The sequence below is a fragment of the Actinomadura geliboluensis genome, from assembly GCF_043197915.1.
Lineage (GTDB): Bacteria > Actinomycetota > Actinomycetes > Streptosporangiales > Streptosporangiaceae > Spirillospora > Spirillospora geliboluensis.
In genome coordinates, this window is sequence record NZ_JBICUA010000003.1 from 563,595 (window position 1) to 588,137 (window position 24,543).

Consider the following 24,543-nt stretch of genomic DNA (forward strand, 5'->3'; position numbering starts at 1 on the left):
CTCTGATCTGCTTTGGGTCCCTGCGCTCTCGGTAACTCCACCCGCCTGCGATGAGCCGGGCTTGGCCTCACGGGGGCTGGCCGTGCCTTGGGCGCCGCCGGTGTCCTGGCCCTTGCTCTGCTCTTGGTCTTGGCGGGTGCGGGCGCGACTTTCCAGGCGGGACGGCTGGCCGGGTGATCCGGGATTGTCCGGCGGTGGCGTGTATGGGCGGTCCCCGGACGTTGGCCTGTCCGCGGTCTCGGTGCGGGTGCCGGTTCCGCCGTTGTCCTCCACGCCCACGCTGGCAGGCCCTTTCCACGAGGGGGCGCGAACCGGTTCGTGGCGACGGTTCGCGGGTCATGTCCCGTGACGCGCGGGGCCGACGTCCAGGGCGCAACCGGACCCTATGTAACCGTGCGCGTGCAGACTTTGCACGTGCGGAAATCGGACGTGTAGGTGCCGTGCCTGCGTTTCGCCTTCCAAGTGGTCGACAGGACCCGCGATTCGTCCTCAAGGAGTGCCTGAGCCGGAAGGGGCGCTGAATCCGACGGTCGGCAATCAAGTGATGCGTCGCCCCGCCCTGCGAGGTGTTGGCGAAGACGCGTTTCTCGGTCAGGGCGAACAGAGGGCTGCGGCTACGTGACCTTCGCCGCCCACGAAGGCTGAAGATCTCTCCACACTGGATCGAGTAATCGTGAGCAGACGGGGTGTACGACATCGCGGTCGCTCACCTGGCGATGAGTTCCTGCCGTGCCGCGAGTCTCACCCGGCGAAACACCCTGATCGAGTGATGGAGAAACGGTGGCAGAAGACGTCTGGCCGATGGTTCATGCGGAGCGTGCGGCGCTGATCGATGATCTCGCCCATCTCGATGACGAGCAGTGGCGGGAGCCGTCGCTGTGTGAAGGGTGGACGGTGCATGACGTGGCCGCCCATCTAGTCGGCACGGCTCGGACGACGCGTCTGGGGTTCGTGGCCGGTCTCGTCCGGGCGCGGTTCGATTTCCACCGTCAGAACGCACGTGGTGTGGAGCGTGAGCGCGGTGCCTCACCTCAGGAGACGTTGGAGCGGCTGCGCCAGGTGGCGTCGCGGCGGTCGACGCCTCCGGCGCCGCTCGACAGTCGGCTCGTTGAGGAGGTCGTCCACGGTGAGGACATCCGTCGGCCGTTGGGGCTCAGCCGCTCCTACCCGCAGGAGGCCGTGGTCAGATCGCTCCGTCTGCAGGCTCGCACGCGCGCGGCTTTCGGCGGGGCCAAGGAGTTGACGGCTCGTCTCCGGCTTACGGCGACGGACGCCGACCTGTCGATCGGAGACGGCCCGGAAGTGAGCGGAACCGCACTTTCGCTCCTCCTGGCCATCTCTGGGCGAGCAGTGGCGTTGGACGATCTTGACGGGCCGGGAGCCTCCACGCTGGCGATGGCCACCTGAGTCCCGCACCGAACGGCCGCAGATGTTCTCCGGGGCCGTTCTCGTCCCCCAGAACGGCCCGCCAAGACCGCGCATGATCATCGTCCGGCAGGTGAGAACGCATTAGCCCTGGGCGTCGAAGGCGTCGCGGGCGCGTTCGATGGCGGGCATGTGCTGGGAGGCCCAGGCCAGCAGGACGTCGACGGGATCGCGGAGGGTCTTGCCGAGCGGGGTGATCCGGTAGGTGATCGCGACCGGCCGGGTGGAGGTGACCTCGCGCTCGATGATGCCGTTGCGTTCGAGCCGCCGCAGGGTGGCGGTCAGTGATTTCTGGGTGACCCCCGGGATGGCGCGGCGGAGTTCGTTGAAGCGGCAAGGACGCTCGCACAACTCGTTCAGGACGCTGAGAGACCACTTGTCGAGCACCTGGTCGAGCAGCTCGCGGTGCACGGCGGCGATGCGGATCTCGCCCTCGGTATCCATGCTGAAACCTGGTTTCGTTGAAGTGTCCTTCTTGCACTAAGTATCTTAGCGATACCTAAATGAGAAGGAGAACACCTCATGTCCGTCCAGTACCTCACTCCCGAAGGCATGCTGCAGCCCGCGCCCTACCACCATGTGGCCGTGGGCACCGGCACCAGGCACGTGCACGTCAGCGGGCAGGTCGCCCGCCAGGCCGACGGTGCTCCGGTCGCTCCGGGCGACCTGGCCGGGCAGGTCGCCCATGCCCTGCGCAACACCGCCACCGGCCTGGCAGGAGCGGGTGCGACGTTCGACGACGTGCTGCGCCTGACGTTCTACGTCACGAAATGGAGCCCGGAAAAGATCGGTGACTTCATGGCCGGCGTGGAGGCCGTCGCCGAGGAAATCGGGCTGAAGCTTCCGATGCCACCGGCGTCCCTCATTGGCGTCGATTACCTCTTTGAAGAGGACGTCTTGGTCGAAGTCGAAGCCACCGCCCTCCTCGACTGACCCCCGCCCGGTGCAGGCGGGCTCCGTGCCCCTCGCCGTTGCGGACGTCAGGTCCAGACCTGGGACCCGCAGCGGGAGGGGCGCAACTGGATGCTCGGCCTTCCGCATTCCGCTTGCCGGGTCGCTGCGGCTAGCGCGGATAGGTCCCGCCGGGCTCGGCGCCGTTATGACGGACGGTGGCGCGGGGCGTCCGGTGGCCAGGCGGTTCGGGTGGGCATCAAGGGCAGGCCGCTGAGCCAGACGTGATCGGCCTTCGGCACCACGCGGATGGAGACCGGGATCCCACCGGTCGCGCGGGTCGGAAACTCGCCGGCCCCGGCATCGCGCGACAGGTAGGCGAGCCCTTGCCGGAGATGGGCCCGCGGTCCCGGGTCGAGGTGGCGCGCCCACGGCGGCGCGGGCTCGTCGCGCAGCCATGCGAGGCAGGCCATCGCGTAGCCGAACTCATGTTCCGTCAGGTAGCCGAGACGTGAATAGCCGTCGTTGCGGGCGGCGTTCAAGGTGCGCTCATCCAGATATCCGAGCGGCTGGACGGAGAAGCCGCGGCGCGTTTCACCGAACCTCATCGCGGCGTTCGCGGTGAAGACGCCGAAGCCGAAATAGACGGTCAGGAGGTCGGTCAGTCGCTCGTGATCCTTGCGCCCGGCGGTGATGCGATTCTCGCCGAGGAGCCGAACATGGCACAGTTCATGCGCGATGATGGCGATCAGATAGGCAGGATCGGACGCCTCCGCCATGTCCAGCCCGATGACTGCTCGGCCGTTCTCGACGTAGTAGTGCCCGACCGCGCGCTTGTCCGCTCGCTCCGCCGTGCCTTCGTCCGCCCGGTCGAACAACTCCACGATGAGCTCGGACCGATCGATTTCCATCAGTTCGCACACTGCGGTGAGCAGGCGGTCGACCTGCTGCGGCGTGCCGGTGTAGTCCTGCGGGCACAGCGCCGGACCGGGCAGGGCCACAGGTCGCAGCGCCGGCTCGCGGCCGAACTCCCGAACGAACCACATGATCGACGCCTCGATCCACGCCTGGTGCGTGATGCCGACCGGGCACTCGGTGCCCACAGTCGGCGACCAGGGCCGCGGCGCCTCGGGCTCTTCGTTCATCGCACTCCCCGGTCATCGTCGTCTCGTATCCCCTTAGCGGCTTCGACGCCCGCGAAAATGGCCGACGCCTGCCGCCCGAACGGCCGTGCCCAGGGCAGCGGCCGAACCGTGCAGATATTTATCACGCATTGCAGTCGCACTGTCAATAATGCCGCGACATTCCCTCCAGAAGGAGGGTTGATAATGGCATGTACGGAATTTGGATGAGTGAATTTAGAGGCGTTCGCCCCTGCCGTGTGCGAGACGTGCACGTGCGGGATTCGGCCATGCGCGGCCCGTCTGTACCAATCCACCGTCCGGGCCCCCAACTGCGCCAATTTTGCGTGACCGTGAGGCGACTTCCTGTGACGATCGGTGTGCGGAGCAGGGGAGACCCGAGCGAACCGCAACGTCCACGTCCGTGATCAGGAGTGTTCCGATGTCCTTGACGATGCCTCCGGCGGTGCAGCCGGCGCCGATGCGTTGGCGGCGTTCCTTCCCCGGCGGGCCCGAGCAGGCCCGCGACGTCCGCCGGTTCGTCGGCTGCCTGCTGGCCGGCTGCCCCTACCTCGACGACGTCCTGCTCGCCGCCGACGAACTCGTCGTGAACGCGCTGCGGCACACGAAGTCCGGTCAGGACGGCGGCTCCTTCACCGTCGAGATCGCCCAGGACGGCGGCCTCGTCGCCGTGTCGGTCACCGACCAGGGCGGACCGGTCGAGCCCGCCGCCGTCGATGCCTGTGAACTCGCCGAGTCCGGACGCGGGCTGCGCACGGTCTCCCTGACCGCCGCGAGCTGGGGCTGGCACGGCAACGGCGAGGGCCGCACGGTCACCGCCGTCTTCGCGGGGGAGTGGGCCGCGTGACCGAACCCGCCTCCTGGACGCATGTCCGGGTCCAGCGACGCGTTCACGCCGCGATGACCGCTGCGATGCGCGCGGACGTCCACGCCATCGACGCCGCCCTCGTCCAGAACGTGAGCGGGAGCCTTGATGCGCATAGCCGTGAGTTCGTCGGTGCGTCCCGTCGTCTCGTGCTGGCCTGCACTGCCGCGCTGACCTGCGTCCTGTCGGCGCACCGCCCCAGCAGCGACCAGCGCGGACGGGACATCTGCCATGGGTGCGGGACGCCCGACTGCCGCACGCTGCAGGGGATCGCGGATGTTCTGGCCGCCTACACCGTCCGTCCGAGCCCGATCGACCGCGCCGAGGCATGGCGTCGCGCCGACACCCATTTCGCGTGCGGTGGCCGCCCGGTCCCGGTGGTCGTCGAAGAGTTCCCGGACGGTTTCATCACCCGAGCCGCGACCGCCCGTGCCGACGACCCGCGCCCGATCTTGATCGTCGACCGGCACACCGGCGCCTTGAGCCGCTGGCCGTCCCTGCCTCACGACACCCTCGTCCGCGAATACACCCGCCATCACGCCGGCCGTTGATCCAAGCAGCACGCGGTGGGACGTCGGCCAGGTCGTCCAGACGGCTCGAACCGCTCCGACTACGCGACCGCGGGATACGAAGTGTCCGGCGGACTTCGGCCAGCTCACGAGGTCCGCGTGTGGATCGGCTCGTCACCGCTACGGCAGCGGCTCTAGTCGTCCTCCACGTACGGCCGCCTAGCCCGCTGATCTGCCGCCTTCTTGCCCTCCAAGCGCGCACCCAGAGGCAGGGACGGGGGCTGCCGCTGGGCAACGCGTTGGAGGCGCGACAGCAACCCTGACCTCGCTCTCACTCACCGGAATGCGTATTAGGGCAAGACCACAATCTTGCCGACGAGTGAGCCGTGGCGGAACTCCTCCTGAGCCGCATGGATGTCGCTGAGCGGATACCTGGCGGCGATGCGCGGTCGCAGGGCGCCTGTGCGGGCCAGTTCCGCCAGCTCTGCGAAATGGGCACGGGTGTGCATCGAGGAGCCGATGAGGCTGAGATTGTGCAGGTAGAGGCGCCGCAGGTCGAACGAGACCACGGGCCCGGCGACCGCGCCGGCGATGACCCAGCGGGCACCGTCGCGCAGTGCGGGCAGCACCCGCTCGAGCCATGGGCCGCCGGCCACGTCGGCGACGGCGTCCAGCCCGCCGGGCGCCGCCGCCCGCAACTTGTCCTGCAGTTCATCCGGGTCCATGTCACGGGAGACGGTGACTTCCGCGCCGGCGTCGCGCACCACTTCGGCCTTGGTGCCGCTGGTCAAGGCCAATACACGCGCGCCAAGCGCAGCCGCGAGCTGGACGAGGGCGAACCCGACACCGCCGGACGCACCCGTCACGAACACCGTCTCGCCCTTCTTGATGTGGGCCCGCTCCAGCATGCCCATCGCCGTGCCGTAGGCCACGGGCAGGGAAGCGAGCTCCTCGTCGGACAGCGGTGAGTCGGTCATATCGTGCAGCCGGACGGCGTCGACCGCCACATAGGTGGCGAAGCCCCCGTCCGCCTCGCTGCCGAGCAGACCGATCGGGACCGCGCCCTCGCCCTCATCGGCGTAGAACGCCGGATCGACCAGGACTCGCCGTCCCACCCAGTCATCGGAGACGTCGCCGCCGACCGCGGTGACCGTACCTGCGATGTCCCCGCCCTGCACACGAGGGAAGTCCACCGGGCCGCGCCATCCGGCCTTCGCGTCCGGACGGCCCGGCAGCCCGTAGGCGCCCTCCCGAGTCCAGATATCGGTGTTGTTCAACGCCGCCGCAGCCACACGAATGAGCACCTGGCCTGAACCGACCCGGGGAACCGGCCAGTCCTCCCGCACCTCCAGGGCGTCCGGCCCGCCGTATCGCCGCAGAACAGCGGCGGTCATCAAAGAATCGTCACCCATATGTCCTTCCTGGCTCACCACCACTTCCGGACGGGCTTCCCCGAGCGCACCCGCGTAACCCCGCGAGGCGGCGATGAGGGCGGTCGTCGCGCAGCCCGGCGCCCCGGTTTGATCGGTGGGCTCTACGGGACCAGCGTGACCTGATGCTCGTGACCAGGGTCGATGACGACCTCTCCCTCCGCCAACACGTCTCGGCCGCGCACTGACTCCCACGCCGTGGTGATCCCCTTGGAGGCCTCCAGTGCCAGCAGTGATGTGAAGACCGCGCGTTCCCCCACTGGTCGGTAGACCAAGGAGTCTGGGAACCTTTCATGCAATTGTTCGGTGTGGCTGTCCCGCATTATGCGAAACAGTGGGATGTTGAAGCTTTGGAGCGCGTGGACGGGAAGCAGGGGGCCTCGTTTGTCGACGTACAGCAGCACGTCTCCGGAGATGCTTGCGGCGAGTCCCTCAAGGGTGTCGGCCCGCCAGCCTTGAAAATCATCCGACTCGACGAAGTCAAGTTGGATGGGGCCTGTACTGCTCACGCCGAGCATGCGGAAGTCATCGAACGTCCAGATCACCGGTGTCCCGTCACCGCGCACAGGAATGCTGAGCTGTTTCACGTCCAAGAGGGACTTGGCAAGTTCGAGTCGGCGGGCTCTGAGCGCGGCCATCTTGCGCAGCCAGGTCCGGGCGCTCGATGCCACGTCTCTGGTGCGGACGTCGACAGTGTTATCTCGCTCGAACCCGGCAAGGATGTCCGCCTTGCCCGGTCGCAGTTCATGTCGTATCCCACCGTCGGTTGGATACGGGCGGCGGTGATCGAAACCGAAGTATCTGATGTCGTCGGGTATCTCATCGGGGAATGCTTCACAGAAATAGATCGAGCCATCATCCGACGGTCTTCTGGGGTTGTTCTGATCCCAGTCCGGATCCGGCACCCACTTCAACCGGATGCAGGAGTCGCAGATGCTCCACGGTGGTACGATCACAGCCGCTGCCTCCCATTGAAGTATTCATCGATGAATCGTCCCAACGGTCGTAACAATCGGGCGAGGCTTTGTGCTGATTCGGCTGCCTTCCCCGCAGAGCAACCGGGGCACCGCGCTGCCCCCGGACCGGGCTTGATCGATGAGTTCTAAGCGGTCAGTGTCGCCTGGTGCTCGTGACCAGGGTCGATGACGACCTCTCCCTCCGCCAACACGTCTCTGCCATGCACTGACTCCCACGCCGTGGTGATCCCCCTGGAGGCCTCCAGCGCCAGGAGTGATGTGAAGACGGTGCGTTCTTCCTTTGGCCGGTAGACCAACGAATCTGGAAACTTCTCGCGCAACTCTTCGATCGATCCGTTCCGCATGATGCGAAACAGTGGGATGTTGAAGCTATGGAGCGTCCGCAAAGGAAGAAGAGGGCCTTTCTTGTCGACGTAGAGCATAACGTCCTGGGTTATGTCGTCGGCGAGCTCCTCGAGCGAGTCGGTGCGCCAGCCTTGGAAATCGTCCGACTCGGCGAAGTCGAGTTGGATCGGTCCCGTGGTGCTCACTCCGAGCATGCGGAAGTCGTCGAAAATCCAAATCGCTGGTTCGCCATCGCTGCGCACCGGGACGGTGAGTTGATTCGCGTCCAGCAGGGACGTGGCAAGCTCGAGCCGGCGGGCTCTCAAAGCGGCCATCTGGTCCATCCATGCTCGCGCGGTCGATGTAACATCCCTGATTCGGACTTCTATGGGAGTCTCTTCCTCGAAGGCGGCCAGAAGATCCGCCATGTCCGGCCGCAGCTCGTGGCGGATCCCGCCGTCGGTCGGGTAGGGGAGTCGGTGATCAAACCCATGAAAGCTGATATCGTTGGGAATTTCGTCCGGGAAGGCGGCGCAAAAATCTATTACTCCGGTTTTCAGGGGATTAGTTATCTCATTTGGGTTCCAGTCGGGATCCGGGACGCTCTTCAAAAGCTTGCAGGAATCGCAGATGCTGGACGGGGGTATGATGGTGGTCACTACTTCCCCTTGAAGTGCTTGTCGATGAATTGTCCGATCGCTGCAGATATCGGCGCGGCAGGCGGGCGGCTGCCTGTGAGGTGGGCGTCATAGTCCCGCCCCTTCACCTCCGCGCGGCATGGTTCGGGTGCTCAAGGCGACCCAGCATCTCGGTTCTGCTGCACAACGCCCACGCTCGCAACCCCTTCGCTGGCCGCCCGGAAGTGATCCGAGCAGTCGGACGGCTCTTCGGACCTGTACCGCGACGTGCGGGGCTGATGTCTGGCCACGCCGGCCCTTATCCAATCGCGCACGTCCAGGCTTTGCACGTCCCGATATTCGGCCGCACCACCTGGTTCTGCGTATCTTTAGTTATCGCGTCGACCACTCCACTGCTTCGTCCCATGATGTGGGTAGCATGGGACGAATTTGACTTCAGCAAGGATCTATTCAAGCGAGACGACGATGCCGTGTACGTCCTAGAACAGCTGATATGAGGCTGCCTGTAGGGGCCTCGCGACCTTGCGTGCAGCGGACAGGCTGCTAGGCAGGGGGCGCGCCCGGCGCCGTGGCGGTGTGTGTGGCGCGGTGGCGCTACCGTTCGGGGGAGAGTGCCCCTCGGATGGGAGTTGGTGTGAGGCCGCCGGTCTGTTTGATCTGCAGGGCGTCCCCTCAGGGCGACCTTTCGTACGCGTCGTTCACGGCCGTCCGTTTCGCGATCGACGCCGAGGAGGAGGCCGTCCGGCGGGAATGGGACCGGGAGGGCTGGGTCGGCCATCCACCGGAAGTGGAGTGGTTCTGCGGCGAGCACACCGTGCTGGCCGAAGAGCATTCGCATCTGCATTGGCGGACAGCCCTGACACGCTTGCAGGCGTACCAGAAGTAGGTCCGCATGGGCTGAGTGCCTGGTAGCGGGGACGAGCCTGCCATGGCTCGTGGCTTTGGCGCGTCCGGCCTCGTGCGGTCTTCGCACCTCAGCGCTTCGCGATGTACTCCGCGCCGCAAGCGTTCGGTCGGCTCGCACGTCTGAGAGCAGCCACGCGATGGCGCGGCGCGGCACCGTCACCAGGCCTGCTGGTGACGGTGCCGCGCGGGGGCGCTCAAGGGGCGTCCGTGGACGAGCGGTCAGAAGACGAAGCAGTCCGCGTAGGTTGCCTGCCGGGCGGAGGCGGCCGTGCGCGCTGCGGGGACCCAGGCGCCCGCGTTGCGCGTGACCTGCGCTGCTTCTGTCGAGTGCGGAGTGGTGCTCTGGCAGGAGACAGGGGAGCTGTGGCCCGACATCAGGTAGTCGCAGCGTCCGTTGCGGTTGTCAGGGAGGCTGAGGGCGTGCCCGAGTTCGTGGGCGGCGATCCTGGGCGGGTAGAAGCCGTCGTTGACCGCTTGACGCCCCATGTAGATGACGGCCTGGCCGAAGCCGTACATGTAGGTGCGGGGCCAGCCGTTGTCGGCGTAGACCTTGACGGTGGCCTGGGCTCCGGTCCCGGGGACGAGCCGGATCGCGGGGACGGCCGCGTTCCACGCGGCGGCGCCTTCGTCGACGGCCGCCCTGAACTCCTGTGCGCCGCTGGCGTCGTAGTAGATCGTCCGGACGGCGAGCGGGGCGGGGGCCGCGGCGGACGCGGGGGCGGCGGCCAGCGCGGGCACCAGGAAGGCCAGCCCAAAGGTGACGGTCAGTGCCGCCATGATCTTTCGGAACATGCGGGAACTCCTGCGGGGTGGGGGCGGGGGTCAGCCGCCGATTTGCTGGTTGATCCAGGACAGGTACGGCGCGATGCCGGTGTACAGGGTCGTGGTCGCGCACTCGCCGCGGTTGTCGCCCGGGCCGTGGGTTTCGCCGACGAGCGTCCAGTTGCCGCGGGAGCCGACGACCGCCGGGCCGCCGGAGTCGCCGTGGCAGGCGGAGTGCGACCGGTCGCCCGACACGCAGACGTCGTTCGCGGTGCCGCCGCCGGCCCAGCACTGGCCGCTGGGCAGGACGGTCAGGTCGATCTCCTGGAGGATGGTGGGGGTGCTGCAGTACGGCCAGCTCGTGCAGCCCCAGCCGAGCAGCCGAACCGGGGTGTTCGGCGCGGGGTTGGACTGCGCCATCCGCACCGGGGCCGCCTGGACGGGCGAGGACAGGTGCATCAGCGTGAGGTCGGTGCCCGGCCGGGTCGTGCGCCGGTCGATCGACCGGACCTCACCGCCGGAGTTCTTGTAGATCGAGCCGATCCGGGCCTGCGACGCAGGGCCGCAGTGGTTGGCCGTGACGATCCACTGGGGCGCGACCAGGCTGCCGCCGCAGCCGTTGTTCAGCGCCGCCATCCAGGAGTACGTCTCCGTTGCGGTGTGGCCGCCGATGATGGGCTGGGCGCCGCCGCCACCGGGAGGTTCGGCGGCCGACGCGGCGGTCGCACCGCACATCGTGAGTGCGGCCGCGCACGCGACCAGCGCCGCTTGCATCAGTCTTCGCATGGTGATTCTCCAATCTGGAGTTCAGGCCGCCGGCGGGCCTCTCCGCGCTCCCCGACCAGAGCAGGCGGCGGCAGCGCCGAAACGGCGGTCATCGGGGTGTGGAGCCGATTCCAGGGCCTCGGGCGTGGCCGCGTTACGCGACGGTGTCGGGCCCCGTTAATGGACGGTGCGTTTCCGATTGCCGGCGAGACGGGTGAACGCGGAAATCTCCCCGGCGATATGGACCGGGCTCCATGAGTGGCAAAGGAAATGCAGAACCGCATACTCCGTTGTACGCGGTGCTTCAATGATCTCCTCGGGGGTGCCACATCTACCGGAGGGTAGTTGAGCGAACCATCTCGCTCTAGCGGATGAACGGTCCTAGATGTTCAATGTTGATTTCTAGGAGCGTAGAAATCCGATGCCGGTGCTGTTCCGTGCCGTGATCTCGCTGATCTCCGGTGGAGGCAGCCGTGATGACAGTTCGGAGAATGAATGCCGCCTGCGGTGATGCGCGGCGTGAGCGAGTGCTCGGTTCGGCCATGCGAAGGTTTTGAGGGGGCGGGCGTTCAGGCCGGTCAGGGGTGTGGTGCCACGTCGATGACGACGTTGCCGATCTTCTGGCCCGTTTCGACGTATCGGTAGGCTTCGACGACCTGATCCAAGGGGTATCGGCGGTCGATGACCGGCCTGAACTGCCCTGACTCCATCAGGCCCCGGAGGTGCTCCACCATTTCCTTGTTCTGTGTGGGCGCGCCGAACTTCACCATCTTGCCGCGGAACAGTGGCGTGAAGAGTGACAGGGGAATGTTCTGCCACCCTGGCCCGAGGTCGGACGACATGTAGAGCCCGCCGGGTTTCAGCAGCCGTCGGCAGCGGCCGAACGTGCTCTTCCCGACCGCGTCGAGTACCAGGTCGTACCGCTGTTCGTCCGCGGTGAAGTCCTGGGCCGTGTAGTCGATGACCCGGTCAGGCCCCAGGTCGCGCACCAGTTGCAGATTCGCCGTGTCGCAGACCGCCGTCACCGTGACGTTCATGCTTTTCAGCAGTTGCACCGCAGCCGAGCCGATGGCGCCGGTCGCGCCGTAGACGAGGACGTCCTGTCCGGCCGTGATGCCTGACGTGCGGATGGCCGAAAGCGCGTAGTGCGCTCCTTCCGTACCGGCGGCGGCCTCGCGGAAATCCGCGTCCGCGGGCATGGTCGCGATCATGCCGCTCTCCGGGACGGACAGGTACTCGGCGTGCGTCCCGAACGGGCCCTCGTTGTAGCCGAAGACCCTGTCGCCGACGGCGAAGGACGCCACGCCGCTGCCGACCGCTTCGACGACTCCGGCGAACTCGGTCCCCAGGATCTTCCGGCGCGGCCGGGTGAGGCCGGTGAGCAGCCGCATGAAGAAGGGCCGGGCGGCGCGGTAGGCGCAGTCCGTGCGGTTCACCGTGGTCGCGTGCACCTTGACGAGGACGTCGCCGTCTCCGACCACGGGCTCGTCCACCTCGGCGATCTGGACCACTTCGGGCGGGCCGTACCTGGCATGAACCGCTGCCTTCACAAATGCACCATAAGCCAGGCGTCCATCCCCTCTCGTGCGATCAGCCAAGACAGGCCATCTTGGTATCTGCTTCGGCCGTTCGGCTTGTGCGCGCTGCGGCCCGCCGCCTCTTCCACCGGAGTGCGCTGGATCTGTTCTCACTCCGGCGCAACCACACGTCGGGAGTTGGCTCGCAGGCACGGCCGACATCCTGGGGCAAGCGCTGCACATCGTCACGTACATGGGTGACACCGCCTGCCCGCCCCGGCCTGCCGCGCTTGACCCGCCGGCCCATTGGTGGCACGCCGTGACCAGGGACGAGGCAGAATTGGCGGGTTTCCTGTTATCTCTGGTGGTTTCGGAGGTCTCCAGAGGGACCGGCGGCGACTCTCTGGAGGGCGAAGGATGCGTGTGGGCACGGATGTGGACGTGCTGGTCCGGGCGGCGCAGGACGGGGACGCCGGCGCCCGGGAGCAGCTGGTAGCCGACCATCTGCCGCTGCTCTACAACGTGGTCGGCTGGGCGCTCGGCGGCCACGCCGACGTGGACGACGTCGTCCAGGAGTCGGTGCTGCGCGCCCTCGGCGGGCTGGGCGGGCTGCGGGAGCCGGCGCGGTTCCGGTCGTGGCTGGTCTCCATCGCCATGAACCAGGTGCGCCGCCGCTGGTCGGCCCAGCGCGCCGGGACGCCGATGGATCCGCAGGCCATGGCCCAGGTGGCGGGTGCCGAGGACGACTTCGCCGGGCTGGCCGTCCTGCGGCTGGAGCTGTCGGAGCAGCGCCGCGAGATCGCCGAGGCGACGCGGTGGCTGGACGCGGGGGAGCGCGAGCTGCTCGGGCTGTGGTGGCTGGAGGCGTCCGGCCATCTGACGCGGCGGGAGCTGGCGGACGGGCTCGGGCTGCCGGTGGCCCACGCGGCCGTGCGGGTGCAGCGGATGAAGAAGCAGCTGGCGACATGCCGCGCCGTGGTGCGCGTGGTGAGCGGCCGGCGGTGCGGCGGGCTTGAGCCGGTCCTCGCGGGCTGGGACGGACGGCCGTCCCCGCTGTGGCGCAAGAGGATCGCCAAGCACATCCGGGACTGCCGCTCCTGCACCGCCCGCCAGCGTGACCTCGCCCCGCCCGAGGCGCTGCTGGCGGGCCTGGTCATGGTGCCGATGCCCGCCGACTCCTCGCTGCACGCGGCGCTGACCGGGCTGCACTCCCTGCTGGACGCCGGTAACGCGGCAGCGGGCGCGGGCAACGCCTCGTCCGGGGCCGGCACATCCTCGGCGGGCGCGACGCAATCCGCGACGGGTGCGGCGAAGTCGTCCGCCGGCGCCGCGCGGTGGGTGGCGGGGGCGGCGGCCGCCGGTGTTGCTGCGGCGGTCGTCTACTGGTCGCTGCCGGAACCGGTCGATCCCGTGCGCCCTGCGCCCGATGCCGCCGCCCCGGCGCCGGTCCAGCGGACGTCCCCTAGCACTCCGCCGCCCACGCCCGAGGCCGCGCCGGACAAGGCCCGGGTCACGCCGCGGCGCGCCCCCGCCACCGTCGAGCAGCGGGTCGTGACGCTGGTCAATGCCCAGCGGGCGGCGGCCGGGTGCCCGCCGCTGCGCGTCTCGCCTGAGCTGCACCGGGCGGCGCAGCGGCATTCCGAGGACATGGCGTCCCACCGCGTCCTCGACCACCGCGGCTCCGGCGGCGACGGGCCGGGGGAGCGGATCACCGCCGCCGGATTCCGGTGGAGCGCGTGGGCGGAGAACATCGCCCGCGGCCCGTCGGGACCGCCCGCCGTCGTGGACACCTGGATGGGCAGCTCCGGCCACCGGGCCAACATCCTCAACTGCGGGTTCACGAGGGTCGGGATCGGGGTCGTGCAGGGTTCCGGAGGCCCCTGGTGGACGCAGGTGTTCGCGACGCCCCGGTGATCAGCGGGCGGCGCCGAACACCTGCGTCCAGTACGGTCCGCCCGACTTCACCACGCCCACGCCGATCTCGCGGAAGCTGCAGTTCAGGATGTTCGCGCGATGCCCGGGGCTGTTCATCCAGGACGTCATGACGCTCGCCGGGGTCGGCTGCCCCTTGGCGATGTTCTCGCCGTAGGTGGACCAGCGGTACCCGGCGGCGGTGATCCGGTCGCCGGGGCTCTTGCCGTCGGGGTTGGTGTGGTCGAAGAAGCCGCGCCGCGCCATGTCGGCCGAGTGCCCCTGCGCCGCCGCGGCCAGCTTGCCGTTGGACGTCAGCGCCCGGCAGCCGTTCTTGGCGCGCTCCTTGTTCACCAGCGAGATGACCTGCGCCGCGGCGCCTCCGGCCACCGGCGCGGACGGCGTCTTCGGCCGGGCGGGCGAGGGCGCGGCCGGACGCGACCGCGTCGCGCGCGGGGTCGGCGTGCGCGGCTTGGAGGTCTTCCGCGGCTCCTTCCGCGTCTGTTTGGGACTGGCCGTCTCGCTCGGCGACGGCTGCGCGGTGTCGAGCGGGGCGATCGGGGAGGACGAGGGGGACACCGAGGTGTCGCTCGCGGCGGGTGCGGCGCCGGGGCCGCCGTCGAACGCGCCGCTCGCCATGCCGGCGATCCCGCCGATCACCAGCACCCCCGCCGCGCCCGCGGCCGTCCACGCCGCCGCGCGCCCGGACACCGTCCGCTGCTGCCGCCGCCTCGGGCCCGGCCCGCCGGCCCTGGGGGGAAGGGGGTTGTTCATGGCGATGCCACGTCCTCTCTCGTCGGATGTCCGTAGATACGGTGCAGACCTCCGACAGGACGGGCGATAACAGAAAAATCAGAGTCGATCGGGAAATCTAGCCACCCGTCCGCAAGGACGCGGGTGCAAGCCAGCCCCAGGCCGAGACGAGGCAGCGACGACGCGAACGCCCTCCGTGGACCGCTCGCGACGCCCGGCTGGCGAGATTTGGCTGACTATTGGCCTCACTCTGCGCCCCACTGATCCGGATATCACCGTTTTTCAGGTGGAATGAACTCCGATGCGGCGGACTCCGCAGATGAAGGCCATGCCATGACTGCCGATTCCCGCCCACCCGCGAAGCGGTGGATCCTCGCGGCCCTCACCGCCCTGGGAGCGGTGCTGCTCCTCGCCAACCTCGCTGCCTGCGGCGGCGAGACGCAGCGGAAGACGTCGCAAGGCAGCCGGGGACCCGCGCCGCCGCCGTCCTCGTCCTCGACGGAGCCGCCGGACGAGGGCGGGCCGCCGTCCTCCGAACGGCGGGGAGGGAACGGCCTGGATCCGCGTTTCCGCACCTGTGCCGAGGCGAATGCCGCCGGGTACGGCCCGTACGTGAAGGGCACCGACCCCGAGTACGCCTGGTATCAGGATCGCGACGGCGACGGCATCGACTGCGAGTTCGCGCACGGCGGCGGGCCGTCGAGCCCGGCTCCCACCCCGTCGCCGACTGAGGAGCCGTCCACCTCCGAAGAGCCGTCCGCGCCGACTGAGGAGCCGTCGGACTCGGGGCCGAGCCTGGAGCCCGCGCCCAGCGACGAGCCGTCCGAGCAGACCCCTAGTGATGAGTCGTCCGAACCGAGCGAGGAGCCCTCGACGCCCAGTTCGTCAGGCAGGCAGCCCTAGCGGACGCGCCGCCCGAAAGGCCAGGCCGAGCTGAAAATCGATGGAAATGGAACGCCGGCCGCAGCGGGAGCACCGGCGCGGGCCAGTTCACGAATGTCGGCTTCAACGGCTCGCTCGCCGCCGGCCAGTCGACGGAGTTCGGCTTCCAGGGGACCGGAACCGGCACCGGGTTGGCTTCCACCTGCTCCGCCAGGTGATCCCGGGCGCCCGGCCCGGTGCGGAAGGCCCGGCGCCTCCGCATCGGGCCCCGGGCCGGGCGTGCGCGCCCCGTCCACCCGCCCCGGTCGGGATCATTCCCGCGATATCGGGAAGACTGATACCGACCTGCCGACGAGCGGCCTGTTCCGGCCCGGTGCGGACCGGAATGACCGCGACATCTAAGGTCATATGGGAGGACGACGGACGGGGCTTCATCCACCGGCGGTGGCGGGAGCCCGCGCGATTCTGGGGCGGCAGCAGTGAAGGTCAAAGAGATCATGACGAGCCCGGTGATCACCGTGGAGCGGGACGCGGCCGTGCCCGACGTCGCGGCCCTGCTGCGCGCCCGCCGGATCAGCGCCGTCCCCGTCGTCGACGGGCACGGGGCCGTCGTCGGCCTGGTCAGCGAGTACGATCTGCTGGCCCGCGAGGGGCGGACCGCCGCCGACGTGATGACCGCCGCCGTCATCAGCGTCACCGAGGACACCGACGTCGAGGAGGCCCGCCACCTGCTCCTCGAACGGCGCATCCGCCGCGTGCCGGTGCTGTCGGGCCGCGAACTCGTCGGCATCGTCGCCCGCTCGGACGTCATGGCGCTGCTGACCACCGAATGGGCGTGCGAGGTCTGCGGCGAGGTCGTCCGCGGCGAGCACGCGCCGCCCCGCTGCCCGAAGTGCCATGCCACCGCCGACCGGTTCGAACTCCAGGAGCCCCTCCCGGGCACCTGAGCCGCCCCACGCCGCGGGGTGACCGAACGCCGCCGGCGCATCGGCCCGGAGCGGACGCCCCGGGCGCCGCGCCCGGCGGCCGTTACGGAATGGTCCGCCGGGTCATCCCCTCCGCGTCCGGGTCGATCCCCCAGGAGAAGACGACGCGCGGGTGGATGCGGATGACGTCGTCGGCACCCTGCGGCCCTTCGACGACCGCGGGCTCGGCGCGTCCCCGGACCTCGACGCCCCGCACCCTCCAGGGCTGGACGGACGCCAGGTCGTCGACGACGAAGGCCACCTGGTCGTTGTCGCGCAGGTTCCGGTACTTGCGGCTCTCGGCGAGGTTCCAGCCGCGGATGTCGATGGTGCCGGTCTCGGCGTTGTAGGCGAAGCCGACCGGGTTGTTCTGCGGGTCGCCCTTGGGGCCCACGGTGGCGAGGCGCCCGAGCCGCTGCGTGGACAGGTATTCGCGTTCGATGTCGGTGAGGCTCATACCGTCCAGCCTGCGACCTCAACCAGGCTTGAGGTCAAGCGCCTCGATGACGTTCCGGAGCCGGGGCGACATGCGCTCCGGAAGCTCGTCCACGGGGAACCAGCGCGCTTCGAGGATCTCCGCCGCGTCCAGGGCGAGCAGCCCGCCGACGACCCGCGCCTCGTAGTACGCCTCGACCCGGTGCCGGAAACCGCTCGCCACCCGCAGCGGAGGCCCGGCGACCTCCACCTCCAGCGCGGTCTCCTCCCGCACCTCCCGGACGACCCCGTCCTCCAGCCGCTCACCGGCGTTCACGTACCCGCCGGGCAGGCCCCACGCCCGGTACGCGGGCCACAGCCGGTGCCGCAGCAGCAGGATCCGGCCCCGCTCGTCCCGGACGATCCCGCCCGCGTACACCAGGAACGTGTGGTGGCGGAACCGTGCGACGCGCCACTGCATCCGCCCGCTGAGCCGCCGCCACACTGGCGCGGCCAGCACCCCGAGACGCGCGCGCACACCGGACGGGATCTTCATTACCGAGATGCTAGCCGCCGCCGCGCGGCCCCACGGTCCTGCCGCGTGGTCCTCGTCACATCCCGCCCCGACTGGGATCTCGGGCGCCGCCGCCGTTCGTCGGACAACACAAGGACGCGCCACGGGGAGGACGCAGTGACGACCATGATGGAACGCCCAGCGCCTGAGAAGGAGCCCGCCGGCCGCACGCCCGAGGGCCGCACGCCCATCCGCCGCGCGCCCGTCCGCCTGCTCCGCAAGGTGGCGGTGGCCACCGCCGGGGCCGCCCTGATCGTCGCGGGCGTCGCCATGCTCGTCCTGCCGGGCCCGGGCGTCGTCGCCATCCTCGCCGGCCTCGGCCTCCTCGGCACCGAGTTCCCGACGGCCCGCCGTATCAGCACACGCCTGAACGGCTACGCCAAGACCGCCTGGCACAAGATCCGCACAGCGGCCGGCCGCCCCAAATCCTGATCACCGCCCCGCTCCGGGGCATTGCGGCTTATATCCGGCCTCGGTGAGGCGATGCGCGGCACCGAAACGCGGCCGGGCCCGGTAGAGCGACGGCGGTAATACCCTTTAAGGGTCGCCGGATATCGAGGCCGCATCCCGGAGCCGCTCTGAGGGCTGCGCCGTACCAGGCGCTCTGACCACCGAGCCTTTCCCGGCCGAGCACCTCCCGTGCGCCGACGAGGTCGCCGCACGGGAGGTCAGGCGCGTCCACGGCGTTCCCAGGTGACAGCGGACGTTCCCCAAGATTCTCCGCGTCCACGGCGGGCGACCGGTCGCGCCCGGCCCCCGGCGGCCGGGCGGAAGTGATTCCTGTGATCTCTGAGACGTCCGGGATTCACCGAATAATGGTCGTCACTTGCTGGGCTTGTCGGCCCGGAAATTCCGTGCTATCTCGGATTGCAACGGCGAATTCTGACAAATAGTGTTGATCAGTCTCAGGGCTTGGGGGAATGGCGGGGCGGGTATAAGGCGAGCGGCATAATTCGATACGACGCTCCGGAGTGCAGATGCGTCTCACCCGCCCCTGTCTGGCCGCTCTCGGTGCGGTGACACTCGCCGCCACATCACTGCTCTGGTCCGGTTCCGCCGCGGCGGCCGGGACCAACTACGTCGCACTCGGGGATTCCTACTCGTCCGGCACGGGGGCCGGGAACTACGATCCGGCGAGCGGATCGTGCAACCGCAGCGCCAACGCCTACCCGAACCTGTGGGCGGCGGCGCACTCGACGAGCTCGTTCAAGTTCGTGGCCTGCTCGGGGGCGACGACCGCGACCGTGGCGAGCGGGCAGCTCGGCGCGCTCAGCTCGTCAACGACGCTCGTCAGCGTCACCGCCGGCGGCAACGACGCCGGGTTCGCCGACGTCATGCAGACCTGCGTCCTGTACTCGACCACGACCTGCCAGAGCCGGGTGGCCCAGGCCGAGACCTACATGCGCAACACGCTGCCCGGGCGGCTCGACTCGCTGTACTCCCAGATCCACGCGAAGTCGCCGTCCGCGCGGGTGGTCGTGCTCGGCTACCCGCGCCTGTACAAGATCGTGAGCGTGTGCGTGGGGCTGAGCAACGCCAAGCGCACCGCGCTCAACGAGGCCGCCGACACCCTCGACGGCGTCATCGCCCAGGCGGCGGGGCGCGCCGGGTTCACCTGGTCGGACGTCCGGGACGAGTTCGCCGGCCATGAGCTGTGCTCGGGCGACGACTGGCTCAACGCGGTGACGATCCCGCTGGAGTCGTCCTACCACCCGACCGCGCTCGGTCACCGGCTCGGCTACCTGCCCGCGCTGACCGGCTCGGCGAGCCTGGCCCTGCAGCAGCAGGGCTGACCCCGCCTCCGGCCCCGGCCGCTCGCCCACCCCGGCGGCCGGGGCCGTCCGCTGCCAGAATGATGTTCTGGTGTGGCAGAATAATGTTCTGTGAGTGAGGCGGGGCGGGACAGGATCCTGCGGGCGGCGCTGGAGGCGTTCGGCCGCGACGGGGTGGCCGGGACGACGCTGAGCGCGCTGCGGGCGGCCAGTGGCGTCAGCGTCGGCAGCTTCTACCATCACTTCTCCGGCAAGGAGCAGGTGGCGGAGGCCCTGTTCGTCGAATGCGTCTCCCTGTACCAGGACGCGTTCCTCGCCGAGCTCAAGGCGCATGCCAGCGCGCGCGGGGCGGTGACGGGTGTCGTGGCGTTCCATGTGCGGTGGTGTAGGGAGCATGCCGCCAGGGCCCGGTTCATGTTCACCGAACGCCCTGCGGCGAGTGACGCGCTGGCCGAGCGCAACCGGGCGTTCTACCGGGAGGTGCGCGCCTGGTGGCGCGTCCAGGCGGGCCATGGCGCGCTGATCGATGTGGACACCATGACTGCGTTCGTGCTGTGGCTCGGCCCCGCCCAGGAGTTGTGCCGGCTCTGGCTCAACGGGCAGGGCGCCGAGCCGGACGGCGGGCAGGTCGAGGTACTGAGTGAGGCCGCGTGGCGGTCGGTGGGGAGCAGCCGTGGTGATTGACGCGTGGATGCAGCACGGAACCGTGCGGTTCCTGCAGCACGAGATGCTGGACTCGCTGTGGCGGTGGCTGGGCCGCAAGCCCCCGGCGGAGGAGGTGCCCGTCGCGGAGACCGTCGCCGCCATGGACGCCGGGGGAGTGGACGTCGGCCTCATCAGCGCCTGGTACGGGCCGGAGGGCGACCTGGTGAGCAATGACGAGGTCGCCTCGTTCGTCCAGCAGGCCGAGGGCCGGCTCATGGGCGTCGCGTCGGTGGACCTGCGCAAGCCCATGGAGGCCGTGCGGGAGCTGAGGCGGTGCGTGCGCGACCTCGGTTTCAAGGGCCTGCGCGTGGTGCCGTGGCTGTGGGAGGCGCCGCCGACCGACCGCCGCTACTACCCGCTGTTCGCCGAGTGCGTGGAGCTCGGCGTCCCCTTCTGCACGCAGGTGGGGCACACCGGGCCGCTGCGCCCGAGCGAGACGGGGCGGCCGATCCCCTACATCGACCAGGTCGCGCTCGACTTCCCGGAGCTGGTCATCGTCGGCGGCCACATCGGCTACCCGTGGACGGAGGAGATGGTCGCGGTCTGCCGCAAGCACCCGAACGTCTACATCGACACGTCCGCGTACACGGTCCGCAGGTATCCGCCCGAGCTGGTCCGGTACATGGCGCAGGACCGGCACCACAAGGTCATGTTCGGCACCAACTACCCGATGCTGACCCCGGAGCGGGCGCTCCAGGGCCTGGACGGCCTCGGCCTGGACGAGGCGGCCCGGGAGGCGTTCCTGTCCGGCAACGCCGCGCGGGTCTTCCGCATTTAGTGATCTACAATGTAAAGGTCACCGGCGGAGCGTCCGGCACGCGAGCAGCCCCACCGGGACCGGCGCCCAGAACGTGACCGCGCGGAACAGCAGCACGGCCTGCAGCGCCGGCCCGGCCTCGACGCCGAGCGCGGCCAGCGCGGCGACGAGCGCGGTCTCGGTGGGGCCGACGCCGCCGGGCAGCGGGACGGCCCCGCCGGCGGCGGCTCCCACCAGGTAGGCGGCGAGGAGCGGCAGGGCGTCGCCGGGGCCCGCCGCCGTGCCGGGCACGGCGAGGACGCTGAGCGCGAACGCGATCGCGAGGGCGAGCGTGGTCCCGGCGGACGCGGCCAGGGTGACCGCCAGGTCGCGGGGGCGGCGGCACAGGCCGGCGAACCCGGCGGCGGCCCGTCCGACGGCGGGTGAGCGGGCGGCGCGGCGGCCCCACAGCACGGCGGCGGGCAGCAGCACGCCGCCCGCGATGAGCAGCGGGACGGGCGGGACGAGGCCGGCGGCCCGGGCGGCGTGCTCGCCCAGCGCGTCCAGCATCGGGCCGTTCCCGCCGCCGGCGGCGAGGACGGCGCCGAGCAGCAGCAGGTCGGCGGGGACGCCCGCCACCTGCAGGACGGCGACGGCGACCGCGGCGCGGGGGAGCGGCAGCCCGCGGCAGACGAGGTAGCGGGTGTTGACGGCGACGGCGCCGAGCCCGCCCGGGGTGACCCGGTTGGCGGCGGACGCGGTGAACTGGGCGAGCGTCGTGGCGACCAGCGGCAGCGGACGGCCCGCGGCGCCGCGCAGCGCGACCGCGGAGCAGACGTAGTGCAGCAGGCACAGCAGGACGAGGGCCGGGAGGAACTCCCAGCGCATGTGGCCGAGGGCGGCGGCCGCGGGGCGCAGTGGGCCGAGGACGGCCAGCAGCGCGGTGGCGAGGCCGGCCAGCACGACCCCCGCGATCGTCCAGCGGGCCCGGTGGGCCCGCTGGACGACAGGAGGCGGTGCGGTGTCGGCGCCGGTGTCGGCGGCCACCGCGGGTTCGGCGCCGGCGGCGATCGTGGTCACACCCCAGTGATCGGTGATGGGAATGACGAGCGTGCGACCTGCTGATACCCGGTGAAGCGAACGATATGGGACGTTTACCCGACAGGCCGGAGAAGTCATGCGCGCTCGGTGACGGGCGCCCGGCCGGGATACGGCATTCTCTCCGGCGGCGCGCCGGGTTTGGTCGCCGTCCGAGATTCTTTTCACACTATGATTTGGAGTCGCTACAGGATGTGACGATCATTTGACCGGGGAGTGTGACGACCATGACCAGCGCTCACCAGCGGCTGGGCGAACGCATACGGGTGTTCCGGGGCACGCGGGGCGGCCGCCGGACCGTGCCCGCGACGGCCCCGGGCGACCGCGCGATCGTCCTGACCTGTAGCGACTACCTCGCCCTGGCCGAGCATCCGGCGATCACCGCCGCCATGATCGCCAGCCTGCGGGCGACGGACGGCGCGGTGCCCGCGCCCGGCCCGTGCCTGCCCGACGACCACCCGCAGCTCGCCCTCGGCGCGCGGTTCGCCCGGCACCTGGGCGCGCGGGCGGGGGTGCTGTGCCCGTCCGGCTGGGCCGCCAACACCGGGCTGCTGCAGGTGGTCGCCGGGCCCGACGTCCCGGTCTACCTGGACGTCCTCGCGCACATGTCGCTGTGGGAGGGGGCGCGGGCGGCGGGCGCGGAGCTGGCCTACTTCCGCCACAACGACCTCGACCACCTGCGCCGCCGGATCGAGGTGGGCAGCTCCGGCGTGATCGCCGTGGACGCCGTCTACAGCACCGACGGCTCGGTGTGCCCGCTGCCCGGCCTGGTGGAGGTGGCCGCGGAGCACGACTGCCTCCTGGTCGTGGACGAGTCGCACTCGCTCGGCACGCACGGCGAGCGGGGCGAGGGCCTGGTCGCGGCGTCCGGGCTGACCGGGCGCGTCGACTTCCGCACGGCGAGCCTGGCGAAGGCGCTCCCGGGGCGCGCGGGGCTGATCGCCTGCGACCGTCCCGGCTTCGCGGACTACTTCGCGCACACCGCGCTCCCGGCGGTGTTCAGCTCGACTCTGCTGCCGCACGACATCGCGGGCCTCGCGGCGGCGCTGAAGGTCGTGCGCCGGGAGGGGCGGCGGCGCGACCGGCTCCGCACGGTCGCGGCCCGGCTGCGGGCCGGCCTGGCGGAACTCGGCTACACCCTGGTCGAGTCCGACTCGCAGATCATCGCGCTGGAGGCGGGGTCGGAGGCCGAGGCGACCCTGATGCGGGACGCGCTGGTCGGCCGCGAGATCTTCAGCGCGGCGCTGTTCCCGCCGGCGGCGTCGGTGGGCCGCACGCTGGTGCGGCTCTCCGCCCATGCCGGGCTGACGGACGGCGACGTCGCCCGCGTCCTGGAGGCATGCGAGGAGCTGCGCCCCCAGGTCGCCGCCGCCGTGTGAGGGCGCCGCCGTGTAAGGGTGCCGCCGTGTGAGGGTCACGCGGCGGGCCGGTACCGGTCCTCGCGGGTCTGGGCGCCGATGTAGCGGAGCATGCTGCGCAGGGCCCAGTGGTTGACGCCGCTCGGCATCATCCGGTACCCCTGCCGGTTGGCCAGCGCGAGCGCGGCGAACCGGGCCTGGTCGAGCGCCGACCAGGGGATGTCGAACCGCTCCCGGACGAGCGGCGGCAGGCAGCCGAAGGTGATCAGGCGCAGCGGCCGCTCGATGACCATGCGCCCGGCGCGGTCGAGGCGGGGCCCGCCGACGGGCAGGATCGTGATGGTCTCGGAGCCGTGCTTGGCGATCTCCAGGGCGCGGGCGGCGGCGGGCGTGAGTTCGAGCGTCCGGGCGCAGACGTGCCAGAACTTGGACTGGAACGCCGCGTAGTCGGCGGGGACGGGCCGCATGCTGACGCCGTACCGGGAGTACCAGGTGACGGTCTCGGCGTACATCTGCTCGTGGTCCTCGGCGGTGAGGGTGCCGGGGTGGAAGGTCTCGGCGGCCTTGAAGATCTCCCAGGTGAAGGTGGCGTGCGCCCACCAGAACGTCTCGGGTTCGAGGGCGTGGTAGCGGCGGGCGTGCTCGTCGACGCCGCCGATGCCGCGGTGCAGGTCGCGGATGCCGCGGGCGCGGGTGACGCCGTCCGGCGCGAGGATCGTCGCCCAGATCTGCGGGACGGACCGGTGGATCCGGTCGAACGGGGCGTCGAAGAACGCGGAGTGCTCGCCGACGCCGGCGCCGATGCCGGGATGCATGAGCTGCATGAGCCCGGCGGCGGCCCCCGGGAGCAGCGAGCGCAGATCGGCGGCGTGCCGCCAGAGCAGCGTCCCGGGCACGAGCGGCGCGTGCGCGGCGGTCCGGGACGACCGGGCCCGGCCGGCGGCGACGGACGAGGACGAGGCGGGCATCGCACCTCCAGGCCGGTGATCGCTTACCACGAGCATAACGAAGCTGAGACAAGAATCAAGCTTTGTCGCACGTCCCGCGGTGGCCGGGCGGTCGCCGATGCCGGAAACAGCGGCGGGGGGGGGGGGGGGGGGGGGCCGCCCCCGCCCCGCGGGGGGGGGTGGGGGGGGGGGGGGGGGGGGGGGGGGGGGGGGGGCGCGGGCCCCGGGGGGGGGGGCGGGGGGGGGCCGCGGGGGCGGCCCCCCCGCCCCCCAGGGC

General features: G+C 70.4%; 26 protein-coding genes and 1 pseudogene. 14 read left to right on the top strand and 13 right to left on the bottom strand.

Going from position 1 to position 24,543, the window contains the following annotated elements:
* The first annotated feature begins 780 nt into the window (after positions 1 to 780).
* Positions 781 to 1,407 (top strand): maleylpyruvate isomerase family mycothiol-dependent enzyme, encoded by a 627-nt coding sequence (locus ACGFI1_RS12885; protein ID WP_392785195.1) that lies wholly within the window; start codon positions 781 to 783, stop codon positions 1,405 to 1,407.
* A 102-nt stretch (positions 1,408 to 1,509) separates the two neighbouring features.
* Here ACGFI1_RS12885 and ACGFI1_RS12890 read toward each other — a convergent pair whose 3' ends face one another.
* Complete coding sequence (locus tag ACGFI1_RS12890) at positions 1,510 to 1,869, bottom strand: winged helix-turn-helix transcriptional regulator (RefSeq protein ID WP_392785197.1); 360 nt, start codon at positions 1,867 to 1,869, stop codon at positions 1,510 to 1,512.
* Between the two features lie 78 nt (positions 1,870 to 1,947).
* On the opposite strand from ACGFI1_RS12890, the gene ACGFI1_RS12895 reads away from it, so the two are divergent.
* Positions 1,948 to 2,358 carry a RidA family protein gene (locus ACGFI1_RS12895; protein WP_138633596.1) on the top strand — a complete coding sequence of 137 codons (411 nt, stop codon included), beginning with the start codon at positions 1,948 to 1,950 and terminating at the stop codon, positions 2,356 to 2,358.
* 164 nt (positions 2,359 to 2,522) lie between these two features.
* Here ACGFI1_RS12895 and ACGFI1_RS12900 read toward each other — a convergent pair whose 3' ends face one another.
* Positions 2,523 to 3,461, bottom strand: a complete 939-nt coding sequence (locus tag ACGFI1_RS12900; protein WP_392785199.1) for a hypothetical protein — start codon at positions 3,459 to 3,461, stop codon at positions 2,523 to 2,525.
* A gap of 418 nt (positions 3,462 to 3,879) precedes the next feature.
* Between ACGFI1_RS12900 and ACGFI1_RS12905 the strand changes: the two genes are divergently transcribed.
* Positions 3,880 to 4,305, top strand: coding sequence for an ATP-binding protein (locus ACGFI1_RS12905; RefSeq protein WP_138633591.1), 426 nt, complete (start codon positions 3,880 to 3,882; stop codon positions 4,303 to 4,305).
* Positions 4,302 to 4,874: a hypothetical protein gene (locus ACGFI1_RS12910; protein WP_392785201.1), complete on the top strand. Its 573-nt coding sequence runs from the start codon at positions 4,302 to 4,304 to the stop codon at positions 4,872 to 4,874. Before ACGFI1_RS12905 ends, ACGFI1_RS12910 begins: the two co-directional genes overlap by 4 nt.
* A gap of 308 nt (positions 4,875 to 5,182) precedes the next feature.
* Here the strand turns inward: ACGFI1_RS12910 and ACGFI1_RS12915 are convergent, their stop codons facing one another.
* From ACGFI1_RS12915 to ACGFI1_RS12925, 3 genes are all read right to left on the bottom strand, one after another.
* The gene (locus ACGFI1_RS12915; protein ID WP_392785203.1) at positions 5,183 to 6,226 is read right to left on the bottom strand and encodes a zinc-binding dehydrogenase; all 1,044 of its coding nucleotides are present in this window, start codon (positions 6,224 to 6,226) and stop codon (positions 5,183 to 5,185) included.
* Between the two features lie 140 nt (positions 6,227 to 6,366).
* The gene (locus tag ACGFI1_RS12920) at positions 6,367 to 7,218 is read right to left on the bottom strand and encodes a hypothetical protein (protein ID WP_392785205.1); all 852 of its coding nucleotides are present in this window, start codon (positions 7,216 to 7,218) and stop codon (positions 6,367 to 6,369) included.
* 146 nt (positions 7,219 to 7,364) lie between these two features.
* A complete protein-coding gene (locus ACGFI1_RS12925) occupies positions 7,365 to 8,222 on the bottom strand; it encodes a hypothetical protein (protein ID WP_392785207.1) in 858 nt (285 codons plus the stop codon).
* 613 nt (positions 8,223 to 8,835) lie between these two features.
* Here ACGFI1_RS12925 and ACGFI1_RS12930 point away from each other — a divergent pair.
* A complete protein-coding gene (locus ACGFI1_RS12930) occupies positions 8,836 to 9,087 on the top strand; it encodes a hypothetical protein (protein WP_392785209.1) in 252 nt (83 codons plus the stop codon).
* Between the two features lie 239 nt (positions 9,088 to 9,326).
* Here the strand turns inward: ACGFI1_RS12930 and ACGFI1_RS12935 are convergent, their stop codons facing one another.
* The 3 genes from ACGFI1_RS12935 to ACGFI1_RS12945 form a co-directional block, all read right to left on the bottom strand.
* Positions 9,327 to 9,899 carry a snapalysin family zinc-dependent metalloprotease gene (locus ACGFI1_RS12935; RefSeq protein WP_392785211.1) on the bottom strand — a complete coding sequence of 191 codons (573 nt, stop codon included), beginning with the start codon at positions 9,897 to 9,899 and terminating at the stop codon, positions 9,327 to 9,329.
* A 30-nt stretch (positions 9,900 to 9,929) separates the two neighbouring features.
* Positions 9,930 to 10,655 (bottom strand): S1 family peptidase, encoded by a 726-nt coding sequence (locus tag ACGFI1_RS12940; RefSeq protein WP_138633572.1) that lies wholly within the window; start codon positions 10,653 to 10,655, stop codon positions 9,930 to 9,932.
* A 557-nt stretch (positions 10,656 to 11,212) separates the two neighbouring features.
* Entirely contained in the window at positions 11,213 to 12,184 is a 972-nt protein-coding gene (locus tag ACGFI1_RS12945; RefSeq protein WP_392785213.1) for an NAD(P)-dependent alcohol dehydrogenase, read from the bottom strand.
* Positions 12,185 to 12,574: 390 nt separating this feature from the next.
* Between ACGFI1_RS12945 and ACGFI1_RS12950 the strand changes: the two genes are divergently transcribed.
* On the top strand, positions 12,575 to 14,065 hold the full coding sequence (locus ACGFI1_RS12950; protein WP_392785214.1) for a sigma-70 family RNA polymerase sigma factor: 1,491 nt from the start codon (positions 12,575 to 12,577) through the stop codon (positions 14,063 to 14,065).
* Here ACGFI1_RS12950 and ACGFI1_RS12955 read toward each other — a convergent pair whose 3' ends face one another.
* Positions 14,066 to 14,836, bottom strand: coding sequence for a CAP domain-containing protein (locus ACGFI1_RS12955; protein WP_392785216.1), 771 nt, complete (start codon positions 14,834 to 14,836; stop codon positions 14,066 to 14,068).
* Between the two features lie 312 nt (positions 14,837 to 15,148).
* Between ACGFI1_RS12955 and ACGFI1_RS12960 the strand changes: the two genes are divergently transcribed.
* From ACGFI1_RS12960 to ACGFI1_RS12970, 3 genes and pseudogenes are all read left to right on the top strand, one after another.
* On the top strand, positions 15,149 to 15,718 hold the full coding sequence (locus ACGFI1_RS12960) for an excalibur calcium-binding domain-containing protein (protein ID WP_392785218.1): 570 nt from the start codon (positions 15,149 to 15,151) through the stop codon (positions 15,716 to 15,718).
* A gap of 56 nt (positions 15,719 to 15,774) precedes the next feature.
* A pseudogene (locus ACGFI1_RS12965) lies at positions 15,775 to 15,915 on the top strand (cellulose binding domain-containing protein); the annotation flags it as partial.
* Positions 15,916 to 16,194: 279 nt separating this feature from the next.
* The gene (locus tag ACGFI1_RS12970) at positions 16,195 to 16,644 is read left to right on the top strand and encodes a CBS domain-containing protein (RefSeq protein ID WP_386869516.1); all 450 of its coding nucleotides are present in this window, start codon (positions 16,195 to 16,197) and stop codon (positions 16,642 to 16,644) included.
* A gap of 82 nt (positions 16,645 to 16,726) precedes the next feature.
* Here the strand turns inward: ACGFI1_RS12970 and ACGFI1_RS12975 are convergent, their stop codons facing one another.
* Together ACGFI1_RS12975 and ACGFI1_RS12980 are read right to left on the bottom strand one after the other, a co-directional pair.
* Positions 16,727 to 17,119 carry a PPOX class F420-dependent oxidoreductase gene (locus tag ACGFI1_RS12975; RefSeq protein ID WP_387074917.1) on the bottom strand — a complete coding sequence of 131 codons (393 nt, stop codon included), beginning with the start codon at positions 17,117 to 17,119 and terminating at the stop codon, positions 16,727 to 16,729.
* A gap of 18 nt (positions 17,120 to 17,137) precedes the next feature.
* On the bottom strand, positions 17,138 to 17,632 hold the full coding sequence (locus ACGFI1_RS12980) for an NUDIX domain-containing protein (RefSeq protein WP_387074919.1): 495 nt from the start codon (positions 17,630 to 17,632) through the stop codon (positions 17,138 to 17,140).
* Positions 17,633 to 17,776: 144 nt separating this feature from the next.
* Between ACGFI1_RS12980 and ACGFI1_RS12985 the strand changes: the two genes are divergently transcribed.
* The 4 genes from ACGFI1_RS12985 (at position 17,777) to ACGFI1_RS13000 (ending at position 20,905) form a co-directional block, all read left to right on the top strand.
* Positions 17,777 to 18,082, top strand: coding sequence for a PGPGW domain-containing protein (locus tag ACGFI1_RS12985; protein WP_392785535.1), 306 nt, complete (start codon positions 17,777 to 17,779; stop codon positions 18,080 to 18,082).
* A 545-nt stretch (positions 18,083 to 18,627) separates the two neighbouring features.
* Positions 18,628 to 19,443: an SGNH/GDSL hydrolase family protein gene (locus ACGFI1_RS12990; RefSeq protein ID WP_138633552.1), complete on the top strand. Its 816-nt coding sequence runs from the start codon at positions 18,628 to 18,630 to the stop codon at positions 19,441 to 19,443.
* Between the two features lie 90 nt (positions 19,444 to 19,533).
* Positions 19,534 to 20,106: a TetR/AcrR family transcriptional regulator gene (locus ACGFI1_RS12995; RefSeq protein WP_392785221.1), complete on the top strand. Its 573-nt coding sequence runs from the start codon at positions 19,534 to 19,536 to the stop codon at positions 20,104 to 20,106.
* Positions 20,096 to 20,905 (top strand): amidohydrolase family protein, encoded by an 810-nt coding sequence (locus tag ACGFI1_RS13000; RefSeq protein ID WP_205719074.1) that lies wholly within the window; start codon positions 20,096 to 20,098, stop codon positions 20,903 to 20,905. Before ACGFI1_RS12995 ends, ACGFI1_RS13000 begins: the two co-directional genes overlap by 11 nt.
* A gap of 18 nt (positions 20,906 to 20,923) precedes the next feature.
* Here ACGFI1_RS13000 and ACGFI1_RS13005 read toward each other — a convergent pair whose 3' ends face one another.
* Positions 20,924 to 21,943 (bottom strand): lysylphosphatidylglycerol synthase transmembrane domain-containing protein, encoded by a 1,020-nt coding sequence (locus tag ACGFI1_RS13005; RefSeq protein ID WP_392785223.1) that lies wholly within the window; start codon positions 21,941 to 21,943, stop codon positions 20,924 to 20,926.
* A gap of 245 nt (positions 21,944 to 22,188) precedes the next feature.
* On the opposite strand from ACGFI1_RS13005, the gene cqsA reads away from it, so the two are divergent.
* Positions 22,189 to 23,340: an alpha-hydroxyketone-type quorum-sensing autoinducer synthase gene (gene cqsA / locus ACGFI1_RS13010; RefSeq protein ID WP_392785225.1), complete on the top strand. Its 1,152-nt coding sequence runs from the start codon at positions 22,189 to 22,191 to the stop codon at positions 23,338 to 23,340.
* Between the two features lie 35 nt (positions 23,341 to 23,375).
* Here the strand turns inward: cqsA and ACGFI1_RS13015 are convergent, their stop codons facing one another.
* A complete protein-coding gene (locus ACGFI1_RS13015; protein WP_301176520.1) occupies positions 23,376 to 24,287 on the bottom strand; it encodes an oxygenase MpaB family protein in 912 nt (303 codons plus the stop codon).
* Positions 24,288 to 24,543 lie beyond the last annotated feature (256 nt).